Raw genomic sequence first — 24,357 nt, 5'->3', positions numbered from 1 at the left:
TCACAACTGCGATGAACCGCTGGACAACCCTGAACAGTTGTTCTGTGACGCAGATTGTGCCGAAGACTACGAAAAATACCCGAGGGAGGCTTAAATCCAATGAAACTGCACTTTGTTTCTGCACTAAGTAAGATCGGCCCCTTACGTAAAACAATCGGTCTAGCTGATGGTAGCTCGCGCTCGTACCCACTTGCCGCAAAGCTAACATCGCATGAAGCAGAGTTGAACGTCGAAGAAGACGGGTTAAAAGGCTACCGCAGTCTACTTGTAGAGAACGCTAACTTAGGTAGAGCACTTTACAAAGGCCAATTCGTACGCCCACTAAAAGCTGAGTCGCGCCGTGGTATGACAGACCAAGACGCTAAGACGCAGTTCCTTGTGTTGGACATCGACGGCCTGAAGCTAGAAGGTGGGATCAAAGACCGATACCGCAAATCGGACGTTGAAGCCGTAGCCGAATCAGTAATCGAAATGCTGCCGAAACAACTAGCCAATGTGTCATACGTGGCAATGGCGTCTAGCTCGTTCGGCCTGCACAAAGACGAAGTATCGGTACATATCCACTTCTTGCTTGAAAACCCAGTTAGCCACCGTGCATTGAAAGACTGGCTCACCTCGTTGAACTATACACAGTCTGAGATTTACGAACGACTCAAGCTTACAAAAACCAAGACACGTCTTAAAAGTGTTATTGACCCTTGTTTAGCTGAGCCGTCACGCCTTGTGTATATCGCACCGCCTAGTTTTGGTCCTAAGAAAGCAAACCCGTTTGTTAACGATGAAGACCGCTTTGTGTTGGTTGAGAAAGAGCATGAATTGCTTGACCTTGAACCACTGCTAGAAGAAGTGCTCGACAAGATGGAGCGCGTTAACCAAGTACGTGACCAACGCATTAAGGACTTACAAGCGGAAGCTGGCATCACCCGCCACAAACCGAAGTATGACCGAATTAATGTGAACGGTCGTGCGGTGAACGTCATGTCTAACCCGCCGCCTGCCCGTATGGAGTTTGCATACGAAGACGACGAGTTTGTTCGCTATAACGTTGGCGGTAGCCGTAATAACGCGTACTGGGTAGCCCGTTCTAACCCTGAGATTGTCCGCTGTTTCGTGCCTGACGAACCTGCGTTCTTGTTCAAAGCCGCTGACCCAGAGGCCTATGCCAAGCACGTTGAGAAGTACGGTGCGGCCTATGACGAAGTGAAGGACGAGGAAGTCGGTGTCGTACGTAAAGTACAACGCAGCATGTTCATTGACCAAACCACTGACGCTTATGTCACGATGGAATACGACAAGGAACACGACGAAATCGTTGAAATGAACGAGCGACGTAATGGACAGGTAGCCGAAGAGTGGATGAAGCACTACGGTCAACTTGTACCAGACCCAGTCCCTGCCCGTCATGTAGTTCTCGACCCTAACAACTCTAAAACGTTGTTTACCATTGGCGACAAAGACTACGTGAACCGATTTAAGCCAACTGTGTTTATGCGTGATAAGACAGTTCACGAACACCAAGACACGTTGCGCTACGGTAATGGCTGGATGCTCAGCTTAGACTGCCCAATTATCAGTGAAATCATCCTGAACATGCTCGGCGATGATATGGACTGTTTTGAGCACTTCATTAACTGGCTGGCCTTCATCATTCAGAAGAAGGACAAGACACAAACAGCATGGCTAGTACACGGTACTGAGGGTACGGGTAAAGGCCTGTTCTTCAAAGCTGTACTTCGCCCTCTATTCGGTCATGACTACGTTGCACAGAATACCCTACAAGGTATCGCTGACGACCAGTTCAACGGCTGGATGGAAGACTTAATGCTGCTAATGGTGGACGAGTTCAACATGCGTGGTGCGCAAAGTCTGACTAAGACTGCATCGCTACTTAAAACGCGCATTACTGAACCGACAATGATGCTTCGTAAGATGCAACAGCAACAGCGCGAAGTCGTGCAACGCTTGAACTTCATCTTTGCGACGAACGACCTAGATGCAATGCCTGTAGAAGACAAACGTCGTTACAACATCGCACCTAGACAACAACGTATGCTTGAGGCTCGATTAGCGTATCTTAAGGTTTTCCGAGAGCACTCTAACGAGTTAATCAAGGCCGAGCTGTTCAAGTTCGCTACGTTCCTACGCTCGTTCAAAGTTGATGTGAACCAATCAGGCTCGATCATCATGAACCAAGCGCGTATCGACACCCAGAAAGCGGGTATGAGTGCTGCTGACAGTTTCTTCGACGCTTTAACGACTGGCGATTTTGGTGCCTTCATCGGCATTTTAGATAAGTCAGCCGCCAACCTAGAAGCTGCGGACTTCACGCAACTATCACGCGTCAAAACGTTCCTGACTGCGAACCTAGAGCACGTAAACACGGGCAAGCCTTGTTACCTATTACCTGACGACCTAAAGATGCTGTACGGCTATCTGGCGGGCAAGGAAATATCAGACAACGCCCTATCACGAATGCTCAGTACGCATGACATCGTACGTAAACGCAAATCGACACCAGTAGGCGCACCTAAAGCCCTACCTACACGCCCTCGCTGTGTAGAGGTTGTCTGGAAGTACAACGACCTTGAGATTCTAGAAGAAATCCGAGAGGCCAACGCTGCACTGCCGACCAACGTGTCATCAATCAACAAAAGAAACAGCTCTGAAGAGTTCGAGCGTGCAATGGCTGAGGCTAAAGCAGAGCTAGAGCAATCGGCTGAACCAGAAATATATTCAAACGAAGGTTACGAACTATGACCCCTGTACTATTCAAAACAAAGACCTGTAAATTCTGCGGTGACGTCCGCGACTACGCAAATTTCGCTGGCGTTGAGCTAGAAGAGAAATTCATTGAAGAAGAGAACCCGCACAACCTACGTACTGCGCCTGTAATCGCTCATGAAGGTGAGCTTTTCACTGGTCTAGACGAATGTGCAGCGTTCCTTCGTCGTCAAGCAAAGCGAGCCGCCTAATGGGGTTCGCTGAAACGCTTAAGGCCAAAGCGAAAGAAACAGGCCAGCAGACTATTCAAGGCACGTCAATCGAAGGCCAAGCCAAGAAGGAGACAACGAAAGAAAGTTTCGCTGCCCGTCTTGGCGCAGTGGCTAAGGCGACGAAGCAGAAGGCCGTGAGCACCCCACCGCCATCTGCCCAACCCGTCGGCAAGTCGAAAGACCTTAAGAGCCTAGCTGACTCACTGAAGAAGGCTAAGGAAACACGTGACAATGAGCGTGGCGCAATGGTTGTAGACTTCCCTGTCGCAGCCGTTAAAGCATGGTCATTCTCAACCCTTAAGAAGTTCGAGAACTGCCAGTGGGCGGTGAAGCTTGGCAAGGTAGACAAAATCTACGTTGAGTCAGGCGAAGCAGCACAGCGCGGTACACTGATTCACGATGGTTGTGAGGCTTGGGTACGCGGTAAGATTCCTGAACTACCAGCCGACGGTCGCACTAAGTTCGACGCTTTCTCAGCCGACTTCGCACAGCTTCGTGAAGACTTCCGAGCTGGCAAGGTATCACTTGAGGACGACTGGGGTATTCGCAAAGACTGGTCGCCGTGTGACTGGGACGACGAAGAGTTGTGGGGACGCGCTAAGCTAGATGGTTTTGTGATGGAGAATGAGAACTCATGTGTGATCATCGACTACAAAACCGGTAAGAAGTTTGGCAACGAAATGAAGCACGCTGACCAAGGCCTAAGCTACGCATTGCACGCGATGCACCGCTACCCTGAGTTAGATGTGTTTAAAGTTGAGTTCTGGTACATAGACGAAGGCGTGAAGATGATTCGCTCATTCAACCGCCGTCAGTTATCAATGCTATTACTTCGCTATCATAACCGTGCTGTGAAGCTTACGACGACCCGTGACTTCATCCCATCAGCCAACGCACATACCTGTCGTTTCTGTGAGTACGGCTGTAACACTAACCGTGACGGTGTTGCATACGGCAATGGCGCATGTGGTTTCGACCACTATAGGGGGTTAGATGAAGCCGTCTAAGCCAACCTTTAAACCATTCACGCACCAAGAGCGCTTTGCCGCTCTTTGGGGCGCTAACGAACGCGTATTGAACTTCGACGGTTGTGGTACGGGCAAGACGCTTGCCTGTGTCCACACGGTCAAAACGTACTGGCCTGATGCCCGTGTGTTGGTTCTTGCTCCCCTTTCTATCCTCACGCCTGCATGGGCTAAAGACCTACGTTTCGGCTGGCCTGAAACGACATACGCTGTTGCTGCTGGTACTGCCGCTAAGAAGCGCAAGGCCTTTGAGAGCGATGCGCAATGGGTTATCACCAACCACGACACCATTAAGATGGTCGATAAAGAAGGCTATGCCGACAAGTTCGACGTTTTGATCATCGACGAAGGTGACGCATTCCGCAATAGAACGTCGATTCGTTCTAAGTCCCTGAACGCTGTTTCCGCAGTAATCCCACGAATGACGCTTATGACAGGTACGCCAACACCTAATACCATTTTAGACATTTGGCACTTGGCTTTTCTTGTTGACCGTGGCGAGCGCTTGGGTAAAAACTTCTTTGGTTTCCGCCAACAAGTTTGTGACCCTAAGCCTATTCTCGGAGCACCACCGGGGGCTATGGAATGGAAGGACAAAGCAGGCGCGGCTGACCACGTGACTTCAATGTTATGTGACATCACCTCGCGAGTAGCACTAGATGACGTTCAAGAACTACCAGACACCGTATTCCGTGAAGTGACCGTCGAGTTACCACCGAAGATACGCCGTGACTATGAGTTCCTGAAGCGTGAGTCAATGCTTGCCCTTGAGTCTGGCGAAATGCTAAACGCGGTTCATGCTGGATCACGTATGCAGAAGCTATTGCAAACACTGTCGGGCGGTGTCTACAACGAAGATGGTTCAGTGGTTAACGTTCACAAAGAGCGATACGAGCTGGTACTTGATTTAGTAGAAGAGACCGACCACGCCCTTGTAGCCTTCAACTGGACGCATCAGCGTGACGGCCTGATAGCAGAAGCTGAGAAACGCAAGCTTAAATACGCTGTAATTGATGGCTCTACGAAGACGCTTGAGCGCAACCGCATTGTCTATCAGTTCCAGCAAGGCAACATTCAAGTAATTTTCGCACACCCGCAGTCAGCGGGACACGGCCTTACCCTAACACGCGCTAACCGCATTATCTGGGCAAGTCCAACCTACCGCGCCGACCTATACGAGCAGTTCAACCACCGTATTGTCCGTACAGGCCAGCAACGTAAAACTGAGATTATTCATATTGCAGCCGAGAACACTGTCGAAGAAGACGTCTACGCCAAGATGCACGACAAGCAAATGAATATGATCGACCTACTGAACACAGTAGCAGGCCTGTTTCAAGCAGCCTAAAACAAGCAACCTAAACTAAACACTATAGAGAGAAACAGTAATGACTGATAAATCAAACCAAGCACCTAAAGCACCATTAAACGCATTTGAAATCACAGCAGCAGACTTCGACATGGACTTGTTCACGGACATTGTGAAAGACGTTCGTAACACCCGCCGTCAGGTTGTAGAGTTCGGTAGCGACTTCGACGAAACCCGCGAATCACTACGCAAAGCTGAAGATGGTCTGAAAGCAGCTATGGCTGACCTGAACCTTGAAGAAATCACGAAGCTAACAGCCGAGTGTAAACGCCTTAAGGCCAAGTTAGCCACTACGCCAACCATCAAGATTCAAGCGTTTGATGAAGCAATGGACAGACTGCACGCGTTCTATGAAGCGCAGTGTCGTACACCGGTAACAGAAACAGAAACAGCAGATAAGAAGGCAGCATAATATGTCAGCAGCACTACAATTAAACATCGAGCCAGAAGCAGTCGAGCAAGCACCAACACTTGACCGTAAAGAGATTGTCACGGAGCTTATGAACGTTCGTCGTGAAATCGCCCTAATCGAATCAGCAGAGCTGAAGTCACTGAAAGAGCGCAGAACAGAGCTTGAGAACCACCTTAAGGCTACCCTTGAAGTAGGCGAAAAAGTCTCTTACGCGGGAATTGGCATGGTTTCAATGAGCGAAGAAACACAACCATCAGTTCAAGATTGGGACGCACTATACGAGTACATCAAAGAGAATGATGCGTTCTACTTCCTTCAGCGCAAGGTGAACGGCGCACCATATCGAGAGCTTTTGAGCACTGGCGAATCACTGGCTGGTGTTGCCCCAGTCAAAGTCCGAAAACTATCGGTTAGAAAATCTTAGTAGTTACTGTTGACTTAAATTAACAGTAACACTAATATAGCGACCTCAACTGGTTCTCTCTAAGTGTCAGTTGTGGTTGCTTACTTGATGGCCCCACTTCCTCGTCAGTCGTGGGGCTTTATTGATCTTAGCGGATCGCAATTGACGAACTAACTAACGAACTAACGAACTAATTAACGAATAAACAGGATATAAAACATGTCTAAGAATACAGAAGTAGCAGTACAAGAAGAACAATTTGCTGGCGTAGCAACAATCGAAGAGCGTAACGAATACGTTGGTCGCGGTTCTGAAGCCGTAACAACTAACGATTTAGCGATTCCTCGCTTGAAACTACTTCAAATGATTAACGACGAAGTACAACCTGGTCATCCGAAGCAAGTTGAAGGCGCACAAGCGGGCATGATCATGAACAGCGTGACAGAAGAACTCTACACGTCGATGTTCGTAATCAACCTAAGCTTTACAAAGAAATTCGTTGTATGGCGCACGCGCAAGACTGGCGGTGGCATGGTAGGCACTTACGACTCACAAGAAGAAGCTCTAGAAGCTTTAGCTGAGCAAGGCCTTGCTGAAAAAGACCACGAAATCAAGGAAAACCCAACTCACCTAGTGCTATTACTAGACGACGAAGGTAGCCCTAAAGGCGTGGCGATGTTAGATATGCCGGGGGTTAAAGTCAAAAAGTCTAAGGTTTGGAACACCCGAATCAACGACGAAGAAAAACAAGGCAACCCTCGCTTTGGCTGTGTGTGGCAGCTTGGCGTAGTATCTGAGTCGAACAACTCAGGCAACTATTTCAACTACGACGTTACATTGGTCGCTCACGCACCAGACGACCTTTATGGCCAAGCAGTTGCAATCTACGACGGTCTGTTCGCAGCTCCTGCGGCTGAAGCAGCTTAACTCAGGCTAAATTGAGTCTTTCGCCGACCCCCACTTGGGTCGGCTTTTTTATGTGCAATGATCCCCATTTGGGAACAAAATACTAACATTTCCCGAAACAGCCGAATTTTTTAAAACTTTATCCAAAGTTCAAGCTTTTGTTCCAAACGGGCAACAAACTTAGGCCGAAATTGCACATAACTTATTTAAAGTTAAAGGCTAATTTTTACAGTAGAACTGTAAAGAAATGTAAACTTGTAGATCAATGTTTGATCAACGGTAACGTTTCCTTAAGGCATTGTTAAGCCTTGGTTAAATCGTTCCGATTTCGCAATTTTACCCTTTTCATTCACAAACCATTCAGATAGAGTTCGCCCCCCGTAGAGAGGTGAACGATCGTTCAGTAGAGGAAAAAACTCATGGCATACAAAGACTTCATGCTTGACTTAGAATCAATGGGGACTGACCCGAAAGACGCACTACTTTCTATCGGTATCTCACCGATGAACATCGAAGAGCGCACGATAGGCAAAGGATTCTACACTCGTATTAGCCTTGAGAGCTGCCAAGAACTTGGGATGAATATTAACGCCTCTACCGTTATTTGGTGGCTAGAACAGTCTCAGGAAGCCCGTGACGAGTTCAAAGGCAACTACGCACACACACCTATCACAACCGCATTGGCAGCTGTGTCGGAGTTTATCAGCAATCAGGCTGGTGACACGCCGCAAGATCAAATCCGCGTCTGGGGTAATGGTTCTATGATGGACAATGCCCTTCTACTTGCAGCGTACGACATGGCTGGCATGTCCGCCCCTTGGACACACAGAGGCGACATGTGTTACCGCACCCTAAGAGCCTTAGCGCCGAACGTTGAGCGAGTTAAGCCAACGATCGCGCATCATGCGTTAAGCGACGCAGAAGCACAGGCTAAAACGTTATTTGCCATCTTAGACGAGACTGGCCTAACCCTGTAATGATTGAATCTCAGTACACATCGAACGTTGGCAAGAGATTGCCAGCGGCGCTGTTTCGTAGCTGGAAGGTAAACGACAACTTTGCTGGCGGTGTCCCTGACGCCTTCTACCGCTCAAAGAGCGGTGTTAAGCCTCTATGGGCTGAGTACAAGTTCATCAAGCAGCTACCAAAGCGTGGAACAACAAAGATTAAGCCGAACCTGTCTGAACAGCAGTTGTTCTGGCTCAAAGAAGCCCTATCAGCCAACGAGCTAGCAGTAGTTATCGTCGGTTGTGAGTCAATCAAATATAAACGACAAGTTTGCGGCGTGGTGCTGACCGACCCTACAGAATGGGAGGAAGGTATTACCGCTGATGAATTTGCCCTACGTGCTGAAACCATGAACTACGACGCTATGGCTGAGTACATTTCAAAGGTTACAACACAAGGCGAAATAACAAACCCCGAGTAAATATACGGGTCGGGCACGGATTGCGCTGCTTATAATGGTGCATAAATTAGCATGAGTTAACACAAACGCTTTGACTTTTAACAGTAACCCTGATAATTTAATTATAAGCAACTACACTAAACATAGGCACGAGTATGGAATACGGTGAAGACGTACTCAAACGAGTACAAGCAGCTTGGCAGTCTCTTAAGCAGACTAGCAAACTGAGTCAAACATCTGCTGCACAAGCAATGGACATGAATCAGTCTGCATTTAGTCAGTATATTCGCGGTGCAATCCCGTTGAACACAGACTTTCTTAGAAAGTTCGCTGCGCTATCGGATATGGAGTTAGAAGATTTTGGCATTTCCAATGCCATCTCTGACACCGTTCCTTCGAAACCAATTAAAGTAATGGCGACCCTATCTGGACGCAAGCCGACTGAGAAGTCAATTCTTGTGAACACGATACTCGAAGCAAGCGGTTGCTACTTCTTAGAAGTAGACTACAACGACCACCCTTTCGAGCGAGGAACTATGCTACTGGTGAACCCTAAAGGGAAGATAGCCAGCGGCGATAGCGTCATCTACTTTAAAGGTGAAGGCGAGCGCAATGTGTTTGGCAAATTGGAATTAACCGAGGAAGGCTGGGAGCTGACAGAAAGGCTCTGGCAAGGCGGAAAGCGCTACTTGGTTGACAGTGTAGACCACGTCTACCGAGTATCTAGCGTTTACTTACCTAGTCAGGGGGGAAAACAATTTAGATAGTGGCGAAAGCCGCAGGATAGAAATGTCGAACGCAGTACAAAACGACCAAGACAACACAGAAAAAGCAACACATTACAACAGCCGAACGATCGAAGCTATCGAGTTCATCCGTGAACTGGACTTCGCGCTCGGCTCAGTGTTCAAATACGTTTGGCGCGATGGCCTTAAAGATGCCACGACCGTTGAGCGAAAGAAACGAAACTACTATATACGCGACGCGTTGATTCACCGCCCTGTTACAATCGGTGTTCATCACGCAGACACGCTTATTCGGAAGCTGTCACTTATTTGTGACCAATTCGAGAACGATGATTTCGAGTTACTGGTCGCTGTTCTATCCGCTGCCACTGGTGATTACACTCTACTAGCGGAGCAAGCCAAAAAGCATAAGCTGTTTTCGACCGCCGAAACCAAGTTTGTACTGAAGGCATAGTATGACCTTCAGAGTTGAGTGGGTGACGCTTAACGCTATGGCTGAGGCAACGGGCTACTCTGTTGCCGCACTAAGAGCGAAGATAAAGCGCGGACAATTATTTGAAGAGAAGCATTGGCGTAGAGCACAGGACGGTCGTCTTTTGATGCACGTCGAAAATTTTAATGCTTGGCTTAAACAGTAACACTAATAAAATAAGTAGTAGTATCATGATAAACGTAACAATCATAGCAGACTCAATCGCTGACGGCGTACGCATCACGACCGTTGAAATGGAATACCCGCGTTTCATCCACGCGGAGCTTATGACGCATCGTGTGTTCTCACGAAACGCAGCAAGCAGCCGAGCGATACCAGCAAAGAAAGTGAGACAACAAGTATGGGACAACCCAGCACGGCCTTTACATTGGGGCGCGAACCAGCGTGGTATGCAAGCGACCCGACAACTACTGGGCATGAAACGACGCTTAGCGAACGGTTTCTGGAACGCTGCATCAAAAGCGGCATGTATGTTACATTGGGGGATGGAAAAAGTCGGGCTACACAAGCAAGTCTGCAATCGTATCTTAGAACCGTTCCAAACAATGAAGGTTTTGGTTACATCGACGGAATGGGCAAATTTCTTGTGGTTACGGGATCATGATGACGCGCAGCCTGAGATCCATCGCCTTGCGGCTGAATTAGACGCGGCCATGAATAACAGTAACCCTGTTACTTTGGGTTATAAGGAATGGCATCTACCGTACATCACTGCTGCAATGCGCGAAGAGCTGGACTTACAAGACCAGTTAGCGTTGTCGGTTTCATGCTGTGCGCAAGTGAGCTACCGAGCGCTTGACCTATCAATGTCTAAAGCATATCGAATCTTTGAATCGTTGACGTCGGGCGACCGTGTTCATGCGTCACCGTTCGAGCACCAAGCGTCGCCGATTCCTAAGTTCCATCGAATTACAAACACTAAGGCGAAGCGCATTGGTGTAACACATACAGACAGCAACGGCGATCGCTGGTCGGGCAACTTCCGTGGTTGGGTTCAACACAGACAATTAATTAAAGGGCATGTGGTGGCGTAATTTAAAGCGCTCGTACATTACGGGCGCAATTTAAATGTAACCTTCTTCGTTCAAAAAACTACAACATAGTTACAACCACTTTGAATGGCATTATAACAGAACTCATTAGCTTTGCTTTATAGAGCTCTCAGACTATACTATGAACTTGTATATTTAAGGACGAATAACAGGTACTTCATGGCTAATAAAACAACTATTAAAAAGCTACTTGGCTTACTTAATAATAATTTAACAGAAATAGTCGAAAATACTCAAAGCGATGATGCCAAATGGGAGTTCCTATATACATACTCAAGACAATCTTTAGACGAAGAAATTGCTCGATATCAAATACTTGATGCAAAAGCTACGAAGCTTCTATCAACTTCATCGCTAATATTAACTACGTATTTATTTTTTTTTAAGTGGGTGGTTATTGACTCTCCTACTCAGTTTTCACTTTGTGTTTACACTACCGCAGCTTTTACTTTTGCAGCTCTTTTTACTTCCCTGTTTTTCTATTTCAGATCTATGAAATTAATGAAATCAAAGAGAATGCCTATTGATCCAAACATACTAGAAACCTTCAAGAACAATGATCTGCCTACTATTTACGTTTCCTTGTATAAGGCTTGTAGCGAATGTGAAGTTGAAAACATTAAACTAAACGAAAAAAAGGCCAAAGCTATAAAGAATGGTTACACTTTTACCGCTATAACAGGTTTATTGCTCCTAATACTCATATTAAGCATATTCTTTGAAAGAAATAACTACGCAACCGAAAAAACAACTACACATGAGGCTGTAACGATGACAAAAAAAGAGAATGAAAGTAAAAAGAAAACGAAGTCCCCTAATTTTGATGTCCCCCCTCCGCCTGTCAAGTTAGTCACTAATAATAATGACAAAGTAAATAATACAGAAAAAAAAGGCTCATAATGAAATACAAAAAAGTGAATTTTTTTAACCAAAGTTACAACCACGGAGATGTCACTACTAGCCTCTCAGGCGGTTACCATATCTATAACACGCTAGAAGAAGACACTTACCGCATACAGTTCAAACATGGGGGGAGCTTTTTCATTAAAATAGACACCTCAAACGAAACGGAGGATCAGAGCGAGATTTTTATTGTAATAAAAAGAAATGGAACTTCGAAAGAGCTTAAAATTGAGAGTTCAGTATTTAATGGAGATGGAGTATTAGACGAGCTAGTTGAGCAAGAGCTTTGCCTTATTGGTATTCAGCCAAGGCATGCTACGGCTCTTGACTATGCAGTGTTCGGACTTCTAAACAACGGACCTTTTTTAGAGTATCAAGGGGCATTCGAAGTGTCTTAAACTCACTTTTTTTAATAGCGTTGCTAATCAAACTCAGTATTTAAGCCATACTTTTTGTGTTTTGTTTTAAGGATAAAATTACTTATGAATTTAAATTTTCGAATATATTTTACATTTTTATTTTTTCTAATAACTGGGTGCGCTAGCAACTCTGGTACTGTAGAAATTAGAGGGGGTGCAGATAAGTTAGCTAATAAAATAGAAATATCTACATTCAACTTTGAAAGACCATTTATGGGCATAGTTAACCCTTATGATTATTTCCTTAGAGGCTTTATTGATAAAAGCTCTCAAAAAATAACGCACCAAGTTTACTTTATCGTAAATAGTGCGGATTGGATGTATTGGGATGAAGCAAGATTTATTTTCAAAGGTAACATTAAAAATGTCCCAGCCAGAGAAGCATCAAGTGATGTCTATTGCAGTGAATTTGGTTGCGCTCACTACGAAGATGTAGTTATTACACTAGACAGTAGTGTGCTGAAGGATTGGGCAGCCCAAACCGAGGATATTAAACTTAGACTTGTATCGTCGAGTTCCACCAAAGTCATCGATATTGCGATAAATCCCGATGAAGTGAAAGCTTACCTTGACGAGGTTACAAAAGCATCTAATTGAACCTAAATTATTACACATCCTGCTATAAATAAGCTAACACACGACTCAAAGGTAGCTTTTGTCTGTCTGGGGGGGAAACTTTTGAGTTATCCCAGCATTACACTGGGTCTGTGCATCCTAATAGACTGTCTGACAACTCCTTCTACACAATACTCATCACTCGATCTAATCTTTACAGGCTTGTAGTCTGGGCTAGCAGAGAGCAGTTGATTGTTCTTAAGATCAGCTATCTTGCAAATGAATAGACCATTGTAGCACGCTACAATAATATCGTAGTGGTTAACCTTATTCGCCCTATCTATCAGTAGTAGGTCGCCGTCAAATATACCAACCCCCTCCATACTTCTACCACTTGCTTGACCGATAAATGTTGAATTACTCAGCAAGCATTGGTCGAGGTTCTTTTCTAATGCCTTAACGTCGAGGCCGATAATTACATTTTCTATGAGCATAATTGGGGCTTCCTACATTTATAGTGTGAGAGTTAACATACCAATAGTACTGTATATAAAAACAGTATTCACTACATTTTTCTCTCCGAATTTACTTTTTTAATGGAGTGTATAGAATATGAAAGATCAGATTGATTAAATGGAATTTAAATGAAAAACAAATTACTGCCTTTTTTACTACTTTTTTGCTTGCCATTAAAAGCCGAACCAGATAAAACAGCTAGACAGCTGATAAATGACTCACCCTCAATGCTGGAATGGGGCATGTTTAAAATTGAGAATAAATTTTCAACTGTAAATTACAAAGCTTTAAAACCTGTTGTAGAGAACAGGTTTAATGTTGATTATGATTGGGACCGAAACGAGTTAGAACTTAGAATGGTGGTTTACCCGTCTTATGAAGTCATAAATGAACATGGGGCTAAAGAAATTTGCCGAAAAGTTTTAACTTCTATAAAAAATAGTTTAGGTTTTAGCTTTATTGACTCAGAATCTAACTATCTAAGTATAAGCAGATATTTTGAACACAGATCTTTTACCAGAACAAATAAGACAGATACGTTCAGTAAAGATATTGAAAAAATGACACGGGTAACCGTATCCGTTCACAGCAGTAAAGCGGATACCTATCCATTCACCAACAAAGCAGAATGTACAAATAAGTTTCTAGAGAAAGCAATCTACTTTGAAGATAAGCAATAACACTAGTATTTTTAAGGTGTAGACAATGCTAAAGGCACCAGTCTTTAGCTTTTGTACCACCATCGTAAGAAACTGCTAAGTCCGAGGCAATTAATGTATCTGAAAGTTTTTTGTCATCTACAAATACGTCAGCGACTATTCTGAAATATTTCCCTCGTTTTGTGTTGCGAAGCTCAATAACTTTACCTGAACGTAACATTTCAACCGTAACCTTTTTTGCTCGTCGGGCTAAATCTTTTTCTTTTTTACATTTACCACGTATTTCTGGAGTATCAATGCCTGCAACACGGATACTAATTCTCTCACCTATGAGGGAGTGTAAGCCTTTAATGTTCGCACGAAATGTATCTCCGTCGTAAATTGAAGTAACCTCTGACACTAACAAAGTGCCGTGGTTTTTATCTCTAATACTCGCAGCATCAACATGGCTTGTCAGAAACAACATCAAAAATAGAACTCTATACACTCGTTTCTCACCTTCCATCAAAGTTAATCTACGCAGATACTACTTAAAAAATTAATAACAGTCATGAATTACTTGAGAACGACACTACAGTGATAGATGGCCAATGACAGGCTAAAAAAGATCTTTCACCAAAAAGCGGGGTCATTGTGGGGCCATTTTGGGTCTGTTTTTTGGGGTGGGTCTATGCTGGGTCTGTCCCGTTTATAGTTTATGTTAAACCATGTCAACGCTACAGCCCAGCAAAATCGGGGGGTGTTAACTTATGATAATGTATGCTTAAACAGGTAGTCGTAAAGCCCCTTTACAAGCTCTCATGGTCAACATAAATAAGTTCGTCTGTTTTAAAACCATATTCTTTTGCTGTGTTTATAAAGTCCTGCATTTGCTGTTCTGTCACGGTCGGTGTGCGCGACAAAAACCATAAATACTCTTTGTTATAGCCAGTAATATAAGCGTATTGATAGTCTTGCTTATCTAATTCAAACACTACATATGAGCTATAGAATGGCCCAAAGAATGATACCTCTAAGTGACCAATGTCTTGTTGCTCTGCAAACTTCGCTTTACCTTCAGCTTGCTGCCATTCTTTATCTTCGGCGCTGTAACCTTTATTGATAACTTTTACACTGCCATCAGGGTTAATTGAGTATTCAGCGGTAATGCCCTCAAGGCCGCGTTCAAATGAATGATCTAAACGTGCAATTTCGTACCAGGTTCCTGTGTATTTGTTTAGCTCAAAATTATCGACGGGTTTGATGTTGTCTGGCACGCCTGTACAAGCAGATAAAATGGCTGTGATACATAAAACCCCGATTAACTTTAATGATGTTTGCACGTTTTTACTCCCTTTAAAAATTAAACAAATTAATACGTTAATAGCACTAATTTAGTTCAATTACGGTAAACTATTAATGTCTAAAATTAAAGATTGAGAACAGCATGAAGATTTGGGTTGATGCAGACGCCTGCCCCGTCGTTATTAAAGAAATATTGTTTCGTGCCGCAGAGCGCACACAAACCTTTACCACATTAGTGGCGAACCATGCGATGCGAGTGCCACCCTCAAAGTTTATTAGCCGTTTGCAGGTATCTTCTGGGTTTGATATTGCCGATAACGAAATTGTTAAGCGCATCGAGCCAAATGATTTGGTGATCACCGGTGATATTCCTTTAGCTGCTGAAGTTATCGAAAAAGGTGCCCAAGCGCTTAATCCACGCGGTGAGTTGTATACGACTGAAAACATTCGCTCACGTTTAAATGTTCGTGATTTTATGGAAACAATGCGCTCAAGTGGCGTTGAAATGGCCGGTGGCCCGCCGCCGTTAAGCCAAGCTGACCGCCAAAACTTTGCAAATAACCTAGATCGAATCCTCGCTAAAAAGTCATGAGTGTCGTTAAAAGTATGCCACTGCAGGGTTTTGGTGATGAAGCCTTTAGAGTCGCTGTTTATATAGAAAAGCGCCCGCCGATGCCTGCTTGGCAAGAGCTTAAGCATTTGCATGTAATGCAACCCGGCCACATAAACGAAATAAACCAAGCATGTGGCAATGGTTGGCGCAAAGTTTTTAATGTGTATGGCAAAGTACTTTTTGCACTACCAAGTGAATATTATGATTTTGCTAAAAGAGCACCTGATTGGCAGAGCTTTCGCGATGAACAACTACTGCAAACACATAGCCAAACTGCATTACTGTTTAGCCCACCGATATTAGGCAAACCAGAGCAATTACATATAATTGCAGGGCGAACCCATGCTAAGCAGCTTATAAATGACGGGCTTTTGCATTGCCAGCTAACTTGGCTTGACGATGAATTTGCTATTAGTAAATCAGATAAAGTGATTGTTTGCCCCTATTTTGATTACCGCCAGTTGAGCAATATTAAAATTGCACGACTTAGCCAGCTTGTTGCAGATATTTTTTCTTAGTTTCTGGTTTATTGCGTTATTGAGTTAGCAAACTAAGCTTTAAATACTGTAATACTTAATAGTACTCTAGATGAAAATACTGGTCGTTGACGATATGCCACTTATGCGCCATGTGTTGATAAACATGTTGCGTAGGCTTGAATATAAGGATATAACGGAGGCGACTGATGGCGCTCAAGCATTTGATTTACTAGAAAAACACAGCTTTGATCTGGTGATTACTGATTTGCATATGCCGAAAATGGATGGCAAATGTTTGCTTAATCATATTCGCGAAAACCCAGTCCTATGTGATTTACCTGTATTGATGGTAACCTGCGAAGACAGTAAACAAACAGTAAGCGAGATGATCACAGCAAAAGTGAATGGTTTTATCATTAAACCTTTTTGTTTAAATACACTGCAAAAGCAGTTAAGTCGAATTGTTAAACCAGAATAACCTGCAAAAACTGGAGTTAAGAGCGATGTTTAAGCATTTAACAATAGTGAGTTTATTCACTGCCAGCACTGCCATGGCGAGTGCTGAACAATTGACTTTATACACCGAAGTATTCCCTCCCTATAACTTTGTGCAGCACAATCAACTCACCGGTATTAACACCAAAATCATGGAATCTTTGTGTGAAAGAGCCAAGTTGAGCTGTACGTTTAGTGTATTGCCTTGGAAGCGCGCAATGTCACTAACACTCGCCCAACCCAATGCTGGAATTTATTCTACTTCACGCACCGCAAAGCGAGAAACTCAATTTTACTGGGTTGGTCCTTTGGTATCTGGGCATTCATGTTTATACCGTTTAAATGCTCGCAACGACATTAAAGTGACAAGTACACAGTCGTTGCAAAACTACACCATAGGCGTATCTCGTGGTGATGTTTATCAAACCGTTCTTGCTGATTTTAACCTTGCTGAAGGCCTGCAATTTTTAACTTACTCAAAAAAGTTTGAAGAGTTAAAAATGTTTAAGCAAGGTAAGCATGACTTGCTGATTGGCTCCTCTCTCACTCTTTCATCACAGTTGATGAATGTAGGTATGAGCCCAGACCAAGTCACGCCGGTATTTGAGTTAAAGCACCCTGCCTTAGTGGGTAATTACTTAGCACTTAACAAAAATACATCGCCGGAGGTGGTCAATAAGCTGCAACACGCCCTCGATACCATGAAGCAAGAAAACCTGATTGACCCTCTTGTTGATCAGTTTGTAGCAGAGGATATGCACTCTCACGGCGAAACATTGACAGTTGCACAGCAGTGCTTAAATGGTTCTGCTATTTACTAAATTGGAGTGGTTTTAGGTAAGTTAGCCGCTGTTTTTCTTATTTTTGAAGTCAATCGTGATTTTTCGCGCTAGAACGCAAAGCCATTGCCTCATCTTTAATTGCTTTTTATAGTGATAAAAATAACAAAAAGGGCAAAAAATTATGAAACCAACTCCACTATTTAAAAGCTTAGTGCTAGCAGTATGCTTAGGCGCAACAGGCGCCACTCAAGCTTACGATCGCATCACTGGCCATAACTTTGCTAGTCGTTCTGAAGTCATCGCACAATCAGGGATGGTTGCAACATCACAGCCGTTAGCTACGCAAGTGGGCTTACAAGTATTAAAAGACGGTGGTAATGCCATTGATGCAGCTATTGCGGCAAATGCAGTGCTTGGTTTGGTTGAACCGACCGGGTGTGGAATTGGTGGCGATTTATTTGCCATTGTTTGGGATAACAAAAGCAAGCAACTTTACGGTTTAAATGCTTCAGGCCGTTCACCACAAAGCTTGTCTTTTGATACTTTAAAAGCACAAGGTGACTACATTCCTGCTTATGGGCCATTGCCTGTGTCCGTACCTGGTGCAGTAGATGGTTGGTTTGAGTTACATAAAAAGTTTGGCAAAACACCAATGAAAGCCTTACTCCAACCTGCTATCGACTACGCTGAAAATGGCTTCCCTGTGTCTGAACTGATTGCTTACTACATGCAAAAAAGTGTGGCTGCACGAGGTAAATACCCAGGCTTTAAAGATGTTTATATGCCTGGTGGGGCAATGCCTGAAAAAGGTGAAATCTTTAAGAACCCTGCCCTTGCAAACACCTATCGCAAAATTGCCAAAGGCGGTCGCGATGCCTTTTACAAAGGCGATATTGCTAAAGAAATTGGTCGCTATATGAAAGAAAACGGCGGCTACTTATCGTATGAAGATTTAGCTGCGCACCATAGTGAATGGGTTAAGCCTGTGAGCACCGATTATAGAGGGTATACGCTTTGGGAATTGCCACCAAATGGTCAAGGTATTGCTGCACAGCAAATTCTGAATATTCTTGAAGGTTACGATATCAAAGCAATGGGCTTTGATAGCCCTGAATACGTACACACCTTTGTTGAAGCGAAAAAACTCGCGTTTGCAGATCGTGCTAAGTACTACGCCGATCCAGCGTTTAACACTATTCCCGTACAAACACTTATATCGCAGCAATATGCTGACCAAAGACGCAAACTGATAGACCCTAACAAAGCTGCAAAACGTGACCACGCAGGCCCATTAGAAGGCGATACCATTTATATGACGACCGCCGATAAAGACGGCAACATGGTTTCGCTTATTCAAAGTAATTACCGTGGCATGGGCTCTGGTATGACACCTGCAAAATTAGGCTTTGTATTGCAAAACCGTGGCGAAATGTTCGCCCTTAAAAAAGGCCACATGAATCAATATGAGCCAGGCAAACGACCATTTCATACAATCATTCCTGCTTTTGTCACCAAAGATGGCAAGCCATATATGAGTTATGGCGTAATGGGCGGCGCCACACAGCCTCAAATGCACGCTCAAATACTTATCAACATGATTGATTTTGGCATGAACCTGCAAGAAGCCGGTGATGCACCACGTATTCTGCACACAGGTTCATCGCAGCCAACCGGTGAGATTATGGAAGACGGTGGTTTTGTTAGCTTAGAGTCAGGTTTTTCAATGGAAACCCGCCGCGAGTTAATGACAAAAGGCCACACTTTACAAGACGCGGTTGGCCCATACGGTGGTTATCAAGCAATATTGAAAGACCCGAAAACCGGCGTTTATTACGGCGCATCTGAAACCCGTAAAGACGGACAGGCCGCGGGGTATTAGGCTTTCGGAATTAAAAAGAGCTGTCAGCTATCAGCCGTCAGCTCTCAGACTCAAAACCATTAGCTAATGAGTTTCAAGAGTAAAGAGTAAAGTTACATCGCGTAGGCGTGAAATTTATTTCGCGCGATGGTTTGTAGGTTGGGTAGAGCGGAGCGAAACCCAACAAGCTAGCGAGTTTCAAGAGTAAAGTTAGCGAGTTAAAAGAGCTGTCAGCTATCAGCCGTCAGCTCTCAGACTCAAAACCATCAGCTAGCGAGTTTTGAGGTAGCATCGATTTTACATCACGTAGGCGTGAAATTTATTTCGCGCGATGGTTCTAACTCCCAACCATATCCTCTGCAAGTATGATGAAAATCAGCGTAGAGCCATTTTTCTTTCTGAACATCTTTAGTATCAATAAAAATTTATAGTTAGCAATGCATTACCTTCTTTGGTAATAATAGAATTATTAAACATATGAGCGTGATATCAGCTGAAATACGCGCGAAGCGCACAATAAAATTGTTAGGTGGCTAAGAGTGTCATATGAACAACCTAGACTATTGGATTCCAAATTGTTCTCCTTACATATCGAAAATGCTCTATGACATTGATAACCGAACTTTTACGATTGAATTTGTAAATAACGTGAATGACTTCAAGCCATTGTTGAAATTTGTCTGTAAATCCGTTCTTTCATATTCTGAAAATACAGTGGATGAAGATTACGATGACGACCTAATAGATGGTGTTATAGACATTGCTTGGAATGAAGTTGATAAAACTCTAGTGGTGTTAACTGATAAAAAGGAAATGATACTCAAGCTTGGACAAGCACCCATTTGTGAAAGCGTCACGTAACAAACTTATAAACACTCGTTGCCTGTTATGCGGGGATATAAGTTTCTAGAGTAGGAGTGAATTAAGTGCCTGAAGAAGCAATTATGCTTGCGGAAAAATTACTGAAAAGCGATGAAAATTACTTAGATAATGTAATTGCACTTTGGCGCATTGGAAATCAAAAATATGTTCAGTGCTGGGACACTGAATTTCACATCTTTGGTGAAATTGAATCTGAAACAGACCATTTGCCTATAAATCATGTTAGATCGAAGTGTTCAGATGAGTTTTTGGCCAAAGCTGACAAAGAATTAGAAGAAACTATCGAATATTATCGGGCTAATGTTGTTAAAGCTTGCAACATCATTATCGGTAGTAAAAACCTATAACAAGCGCATGAAAGGATGTCTTAAGCTTGGCTTGAGCTCCTTCGTCGCAAATTTTAGCCAAGGGTTTTGTGATGCTTAACACGGCGTTATGTCATGAAGAATAGTATCCTAATTTTACTTTTGCTGTTGAGTGTAAGCTGGGCATGCAATGCGACAATTGATATAGAATATCGAATAACAGAAGTAGCAAATAGCAAGTCAAGCTACGGTCTTAGCGTAAGAGCTCCGGCTAGTGATTCTAAACAATTAGTTCCATATTGGCATCGGAAAGCTAAAGAGATATGTGGCTCACAAAATTATAAAAACTCGCAGTTAATAAAAAAGGAAACTCAATGTGGAGATGCACTAAGAGTTAATAGAAGCGGACAAAAATGCGAAGTTATTCCAGCCTCAGTATTTGGCACACTCCGATGTGAAAGCATATAACGAACTGTTTCATAGTGAACAAAATTCAGTTGGCTGATTTGGCTCCGCTCCAGTTTATAACCAAAAAATTTCATATTAACAGGGGGTTAGGTGCGCATAGCTAAACGTTTGAGTCTTTTATTATTTTTGTTTCTTCCTCGATTGGTTTGCGCTTGTATGTTACCAAATCAAGGTGAAGAATATGATTCGTTAATTAAACTTGAAAAGTTAGAGAGTGAAAACAGTTATCGTATCTCGATTCCTCGAGTTATTGAAAACTCTAGTGGCTGGCCAACTGTAACGTTAATTTATACTTCTCACGATTTAGACAAAGATTGTAAAGAAGAAATCCTTAGTGATGGAACTCAACTGTTATGCCTCCCTCAAGAAGAGAATCGTGAAGAGTTAACTCTAAATAGCACTTGGAAAAAGGCAATTGACTGGCTATCAAATAATAATTTGTACGAAGGAGAGATTCAAATCATGGAGCAAGAAAACTACTCAGTCGAAATTTCTGTAATGTGGGAAACCGAATTGTGTTTAACATTTGGGCGTAAAGCAATTGGCGGGTAGCAAGCATATCTAATAAGCGCATTAATTAATGAACGTCTTAAGCTTAGTTGGCGCTCGTTCATAGTTAATTATAGTCAAGCTTAATACGCCCTATTTTGCGGTATTATATTTCTTGGAGGTAGGGTTTGAAGATTATCTCTGCAAAATTAAATATTGAACCTTTTCACTCTCTTAATAAAAAAGATATAAAACGTATTTTTTCTTTGGTTCCTGAAGAGTGGAAAATGGCTATCGATCAGGTTGTTTTGAGCTCCGAGTTGTTCGAAAACTCTCGCTTTGATCGACCAGTAATTCATAGTTCAATAAGTCGCAGGTTAAACGTACTTTCTCGTGGTCTAACCAAACGACGCATGGTAAAAGAAGTATTACGTGAGCTGGCATTAAATGGAGGTGTAGCACAATCAGGCTTCGCAAACCATGTATGTAAAGCTGAATTAGTCAAGCTGGATGAAACAGTTGAGCCATTTGTTTTAGCTTTTTTTGAAGACGAAATATAGCAAACAAATGTTGTTGTTCACTGCGTTCCCAAGGATGTAAACACCTGAGCTCAGTTATTTAGCTCCGTATTTTAGCCAAGCTTAAAAGTGGCCCCTCTTGAGGTTTTGGTAGCGAATTACTAGAGTAAAGTTAGCAATGTATTACGTTATTTGTTTATAGTAGATTTACTAAATACATTAACGTGACGTCGCCAGAAATATGCGCGATGCATACATTGTAAAATTTTTATCTGCTATGAGGAAATCACTATCAGTTACTCCGAAAAAGCACTTATTGAATGTTGCAATTTGATTGCGGAAGACTTAGGTGTTTCAAAACCAAAATCAAACGACGTAGTAGATAAATTAACGGAAATTCTGGTTAACCGGGAAAGCTATATTTGCATGGAAAAAGGCATTATAACTGAAGACGAATTAGCTAATCTTGTGTTTCAACACCTCTATAGCTTGGTAAATAGGGAGTTAGCTTCTGCCCATTCAATAACCTGCTCAAAAGGTGTTGAAATACATGCCAAAATTAAACGAGCACTTTTACAAAATGCCACATAACAACCGTATGAACTTGTTTCCTTCGGCCACTCGGACAAAAACACGGCGCTGCTTCGCAATTATAGCTCAGCACCTTCTCCCTTTATGGGGGAGTAGGCATACTCTATGATGCAGATTAATAAAAATAGAATCGAGATAAATGGAAATATTGTTGAATTGCCATACTCAATTTTGGAAGCCAAGGAATTAGACCAGAGCATTTTAGTTATTTTCGACTACATGGAGTTTTCCCAAAATTCCGTAGCACGAAATTTCCAATGTATAAATCTAGATGGCTCTGTTTTATGGGTAGCAGAAAACCCTACAACTCAGAGTTCAGATGCTTATGTTAACTTTACAAGTATAGATCTAAACGGTAATCAGGTTGTCGTAAATAATTTTGCAGGCTGTACGTGCACAATAGATCTAGCTGATGGTAAGTTACTAAAAGGTGTGTTTTCAAAGTAGCGCCTAACAAGTAACTAAAAAGGACACAAAACCGCTGGCTTGTGCCTCTTCGTCGCCAATTATAGCCAGCTATTTTTTGCTTCTTAGTTGGGAGTTAGGTAACAGGAAATGGGAACTGAAGTACTTGTATTGACTTACTTAACGACTCCATTGATATTTGTGATCAATATAGCCTTGTTGTTTAAAGGCAAATTCCCCAATTCAAAAGCTCTAGTGCTATTGCTTCTAAATGTTGTTTTCATGGGTTATTTTATCTTGACAGGACTATCCAGCGAGCACTTTATCCAAGCCTACTTCGTAGGCGGCTTTTTTCTCATTCCATTTCAAATTATAGCGGTATTAGTTGCTACACTATTAAGCTGTAAAATCAGCAAGTTAAAAGAGTTAAATAACATAAATCGCGCGAAATAAATTTCACGCTTACGTGTTGTAGCTTTACTCTTTGCCCTCGTAGCTCGCTAACTAGTTGGGTTTCGCTGTGCTCTACCCAACCTACAACACATCGCGCGAAATAAATTTCACGCCTACGTGTTGTAGCTTTACTCTTTCCCCTTGAAACTCGCTAACTTGTTGGGTTTCGCTGCGCTCTACCCAACCTACGAGCTGACAGCTCTAGTTACCCCTAACTCCCAACCACATACCCAGCAAAACCAAGCACTTTAAAATACTGTTTTGGGGTGCTGTAGCGGGTTTCATTCATTAACTCTGCAAAACGAATGCGGTCTAATGGGTAAAACTCGTGCTCTAGGTTGTGGCGCATGCGTTCTACGCCGACTTCGGTCAAACCAAACTGCGTACAGAGCTGTAGTTGAGATTCGCGCTCAAAAGCGGTTTCTGGGCGCATTAAATCGGCAATGTATAAGTTGCTCGATTTTTTAAGTTTGCTGTGAATCGCTTTTAACAGCGCTTTTTTATCGCCATTATCTTCAACAAAGTGCATTACCAGTAAACACAGTGCGGCGTCACATTGAGTGTCGATGTCGTTGATATCACCGCAGTGTACTGTCACGCGGTCGCTGATGTTATGCTGGCCAAACTGTTGCTCGGCAATATCGAGCATGTCTTGTGAAATATCTTGAGCAATAAATTGCCAGCTTGGTTTTAGCGCCGCTAATTCGATGATTTCTTTACCAGTTCCGGCACCAACCACTAAAATGCACGCATCATCGTTCAGCGTGGTTGCTAATTGGGCTGCGGTTGCTTGATGTAATAGCTCATAACCTGGAACTAGGCGCAAAATGCGTTCGTCGTAGTGATTTGCTTCTTCGTGATTAAAAGTTGGCATGC

33 protein-coding genes are annotated in these 24,357 nt (G+C 43.2%); 29 read left to right on the top strand and 4 right to left on the bottom strand.

Features of this window, described 5'->3' with window-relative positions:
* Positions 1–99 precede the first annotated feature (99 nt).
* The 16 genes from WA256_RS05440 to WA256_RS05365 all read left to right on the top strand — a co-directional run bounded on the left by WA256_RS05440 (position 100) and on the right by WA256_RS05365 (position 12,726).
* Positions 100–2,757, top strand: coding sequence for a primase-helicase family protein (locus WA256_RS05440; RefSeq protein WP_335989571.1), 2,658 nt, complete (start codon positions 100–102; stop codon positions 2,755–2,757).
* On the top strand, positions 2,754–2,972 hold the full coding sequence (locus WA256_RS05435; RefSeq protein ID WP_335989570.1) for a hypothetical protein: 219 nt from the start codon (positions 2,754–2,756) through the stop codon (positions 2,970–2,972). Before WA256_RS05440 ends, WA256_RS05435 begins: the two co-directional genes overlap by 4 nt.
* On the top strand, positions 2,972–4,000 hold the full coding sequence (locus WA256_RS05430) for a PD-(D/E)XK nuclease family protein (protein WP_335989568.1): 1,029 nt from the start codon (positions 2,972–2,974) through the stop codon (positions 3,998–4,000). Before WA256_RS05435 ends, WA256_RS05430 begins: the two co-directional genes overlap by 1 nt.
* The gene (locus tag WA256_RS05425; protein ID WP_335989566.1) at positions 3,987–5,366 is read left to right on the top strand and encodes a DEAD/DEAH box helicase; all 1,380 of its coding nucleotides are present in this window, start codon (positions 3,987–3,989) and stop codon (positions 5,364–5,366) included. Before WA256_RS05430 ends, WA256_RS05425 begins: the two co-directional genes overlap by 14 nt.
* A 40-nt stretch (positions 5,367–5,406) precedes the next feature.
* Positions 5,407–5,799, top strand: a complete 393-nt coding sequence (locus WA256_RS05420) for a hypothetical protein (RefSeq protein ID WP_335989565.1) — start codon at positions 5,407–5,409, stop codon at positions 5,797–5,799.
* Position 5,800: 1 nt separating this feature from the next.
* Complete coding sequence (locus tag WA256_RS05415) at positions 5,801–6,223, top strand: hypothetical protein (protein WP_335989564.1); 423 nt, start codon at positions 5,801–5,803, stop codon at positions 6,221–6,223.
* Positions 6,224–6,421: 198 nt separating this feature from the next.
* Positions 6,422–7,129 (top strand): hypothetical protein, encoded by a 708-nt coding sequence (locus WA256_RS05410; RefSeq protein ID WP_335989563.1) that lies wholly within the window; start codon positions 6,422–6,424, stop codon positions 7,127–7,129.
* Positions 7,130–7,527: 398 nt separating this feature from the next.
* Entirely contained in the window at positions 7,528–8,085 is a 558-nt protein-coding gene (locus tag WA256_RS05405) for a 3'-5' exonuclease (protein ID WP_335989561.1), read from the top strand.
* Positions 8,085–8,537, top strand: a complete 453-nt coding sequence (locus WA256_RS05400; RefSeq protein ID WP_335989560.1) for a hypothetical protein — start codon at positions 8,085–8,087, stop codon at positions 8,535–8,537. The genes WA256_RS05405 and WA256_RS05400 overlap by 1 nt, the downstream gene beginning before the upstream one ends.
* Positions 8,538–8,671: 134 nt before the next feature.
* A complete protein-coding gene (locus WA256_RS05395) occupies positions 8,672–9,283 on the top strand; it encodes a helix-turn-helix domain-containing protein (RefSeq protein WP_335989558.1) in 612 nt (203 codons plus the stop codon).
* Positions 9,284–9,305: 22 nt separating this feature from the next.
* A complete protein-coding gene (locus WA256_RS05390; protein ID WP_250660470.1) occupies positions 9,306–9,716 on the top strand; it encodes a DUF3310 domain-containing protein in 411 nt (136 codons plus the stop codon).
* A 1-nt stretch (position 9,717) separates the two neighbouring features.
* On the top strand, positions 9,718–9,900 hold the full coding sequence (locus tag WA256_RS05385; RefSeq protein WP_335989555.1) for an excisionase: 183 nt from the start codon (positions 9,718–9,720) through the stop codon (positions 9,898–9,900).
* Positions 9,881–10,789, top strand: a complete 909-nt coding sequence (locus tag WA256_RS05380) for an FAD-dependent thymidylate synthase (protein ID WP_335989553.1) — start codon at positions 9,881–9,883, stop codon at positions 10,787–10,789. The genes WA256_RS05385 and WA256_RS05380 overlap by 20 nt, the downstream gene beginning before the upstream one ends.
* 177 nt (positions 10,790–10,966) lie before the next feature.
* On the top strand, positions 10,967–11,707 hold the full coding sequence (locus WA256_RS05375) for a hypothetical protein (protein WP_335989551.1): 741 nt from the start codon (positions 10,967–10,969) through the stop codon (positions 11,705–11,707).
* A complete protein-coding gene (locus WA256_RS05370; protein WP_335989549.1) occupies positions 11,707–12,108 on the top strand; it encodes a hypothetical protein in 402 nt (133 codons plus the stop codon). Before WA256_RS05375 ends, WA256_RS05370 begins: the two co-directional genes overlap by 1 nt.
* 84 nt (positions 12,109–12,192) lie before the next feature.
* Entirely contained in the window at positions 12,193–12,726 is a 534-nt protein-coding gene (locus tag WA256_RS05365; RefSeq protein ID WP_335989546.1) for a hypothetical protein, read from the top strand.
* 86 nt (positions 12,727–12,812) lie between these two features.
* On the opposite strand, the gene WA256_RS05360 is transcribed toward WA256_RS05365, so the two are convergent.
* The gene (locus WA256_RS05360; protein WP_335989544.1) at positions 12,813–13,178 is read right to left on the bottom strand and encodes a LexA family protein; all 366 of its coding nucleotides are present in this window, start codon (positions 13,176–13,178) and stop codon (positions 12,813–12,815) included.
* Between the two features lie 150 nt (positions 13,179–13,328).
* Here WA256_RS05360 and WA256_RS05355 point away from each other — a divergent pair, with 150 nt between their 5' ends.
* Positions 13,329–13,880: a hypothetical protein gene (locus WA256_RS05355; RefSeq protein WP_335989542.1), complete on the top strand. Its 552-nt coding sequence runs from the start codon at positions 13,329–13,331 to the stop codon at positions 13,878–13,880.
* A gap of 28 nt (positions 13,881–13,908) precedes the next feature.
* Here the strand turns inward: WA256_RS05355 and WA256_RS05350 are convergent, their stop codons facing one another.
* Both WA256_RS05350 and WA256_RS05345 read right to left on the bottom strand, forming a co-directional pair.
* Positions 13,909–14,346 carry a thermonuclease family protein gene (locus WA256_RS05350; protein WP_335989539.1) on the bottom strand — a complete coding sequence of 146 codons (438 nt, stop codon included), beginning with the start codon at positions 14,344–14,346 and terminating at the stop codon, positions 13,909–13,911.
* Between the two features lie 301 nt (positions 14,347–14,647).
* On the bottom strand, positions 14,648–15,181 hold the full coding sequence (locus WA256_RS05345; RefSeq protein ID WP_063528008.1) for a lipocalin family protein: 534 nt from the start codon (positions 15,179–15,181) through the stop codon (positions 14,648–14,650).
* Between the two features lie 104 nt (positions 15,182–15,285).
* Here WA256_RS05345 and WA256_RS05340 point away from each other — a divergent pair, with 104 nt between their 5' ends.
* The 12 genes from WA256_RS05340 (at position 15,286) to WA256_RS05285 (ending at position 23,481) form a co-directional block, all read left to right on the top strand.
* Positions 15,286–15,735 carry a YaiI/YqxD family protein gene (locus WA256_RS05340; RefSeq protein ID WP_062565438.1) on the top strand — a complete coding sequence of 150 codons (450 nt, stop codon included), beginning with the start codon at positions 15,286–15,288 and terminating at the stop codon, positions 15,733–15,735.
* Positions 15,732–16,274 carry a DUF6942 family protein gene (locus WA256_RS05335; protein ID WP_335989534.1) on the top strand — a complete coding sequence of 181 codons (543 nt, stop codon included), beginning with the start codon at positions 15,732–15,734 and terminating at the stop codon, positions 16,272–16,274. Before WA256_RS05340 ends, WA256_RS05335 begins: the two co-directional genes overlap by 4 nt.
* A 70-nt stretch (positions 16,275–16,344) precedes the next feature.
* Positions 16,345–16,713, top strand: coding sequence for a response regulator (locus WA256_RS05330; RefSeq protein ID WP_063530004.1), 369 nt, complete (start codon positions 16,345–16,347; stop codon positions 16,711–16,713).
* Between the two features lie 25 nt (positions 16,714–16,738).
* Positions 16,739–17,551: a substrate-binding periplasmic protein gene (locus tag WA256_RS05325; RefSeq protein WP_335989528.1), complete on the top strand. Its 813-nt coding sequence runs from the start codon at positions 16,739–16,741 to the stop codon at positions 17,549–17,551.
* Positions 17,552–17,693: 142 nt separating this feature from the next.
* Positions 17,694–19,391 carry a gamma-glutamyltransferase gene (gene ggt, locus WA256_RS05320; protein ID WP_335989526.1) on the top strand — a complete coding sequence of 566 codons (1,698 nt, stop codon included), beginning with the start codon at positions 17,694–17,696 and terminating at the stop codon, positions 19,389–19,391.
* A 525-nt stretch (positions 19,392–19,916) separates the two neighbouring features.
* On the top strand, positions 19,917–20,231 hold the full coding sequence (locus WA256_RS05315) for a hypothetical protein (protein ID WP_335989523.1): 315 nt from the start codon (positions 19,917–19,919) through the stop codon (positions 20,229–20,231).
* A gap of 65 nt (positions 20,232–20,296) precedes the next feature.
* On the top strand, positions 20,297–20,599 hold the full coding sequence (locus WA256_RS05310; protein ID WP_335989521.1) for a hypothetical protein: 303 nt from the start codon (positions 20,297–20,299) through the stop codon (positions 20,597–20,599).
* A 582-nt stretch (positions 20,600–21,181) separates the two neighbouring features.
* Complete coding sequence (locus tag WA256_RS05305; protein WP_235377424.1) at positions 21,182–21,577, top strand: hypothetical protein; 396 nt, start codon at positions 21,182–21,184, stop codon at positions 21,575–21,577.
* Positions 21,578–21,702: 125 nt separating this feature from the next.
* Positions 21,703–22,074, top strand: coding sequence for a hypothetical protein (locus WA256_RS05300; RefSeq protein WP_235377425.1), 372 nt, complete (start codon positions 21,703–21,705; stop codon positions 22,072–22,074).
* Between the two features lie 288 nt (positions 22,075–22,362).
* A complete protein-coding gene (locus tag WA256_RS05295) occupies positions 22,363–22,623 on the top strand; it encodes a hypothetical protein (RefSeq protein ID WP_335989515.1) in 261 nt (86 codons plus the stop codon).
* A gap of 105 nt (positions 22,624–22,728) precedes the next feature.
* A complete protein-coding gene (locus tag WA256_RS05290; protein WP_335989513.1) occupies positions 22,729–23,070 on the top strand; it encodes a hypothetical protein in 342 nt (113 codons plus the stop codon).
* A 108-nt stretch (positions 23,071–23,178) separates the two neighbouring features.
* Entirely contained in the window at positions 23,179–23,481 is a 303-nt protein-coding gene (locus WA256_RS05285; RefSeq protein WP_335989511.1) for a hypothetical protein, read from the top strand.
* Positions 23,482–23,692: 211 nt separating this feature from the next.
* Here the strand turns inward: WA256_RS05285 and WA256_RS05280 are convergent, their stop codons facing one another.
* Positions 23,693–24,355, bottom strand: a complete 663-nt coding sequence (locus tag WA256_RS05280) for a class I SAM-dependent methyltransferase (protein ID WP_063528147.1) — start codon at positions 24,353–24,355, stop codon at positions 23,693–23,695.
* Between the last annotated feature and the right edge of the window lie 2 nt (positions 24,356–24,357).

This window comes from Pseudoalteromonas sp. CH_XMU1449-3 (assembly GCF_037027245.1).
GTDB lineage: Bacteria > Pseudomonadota > Gammaproteobacteria > Enterobacterales > Alteromonadaceae > Pseudoalteromonas > Pseudoalteromonas shioyasakiensis.
The sequence above is the reverse complement of the archived record's forward strand: the minus strand, read 5'-3'. Positions and strand labels throughout refer to the sequence as shown.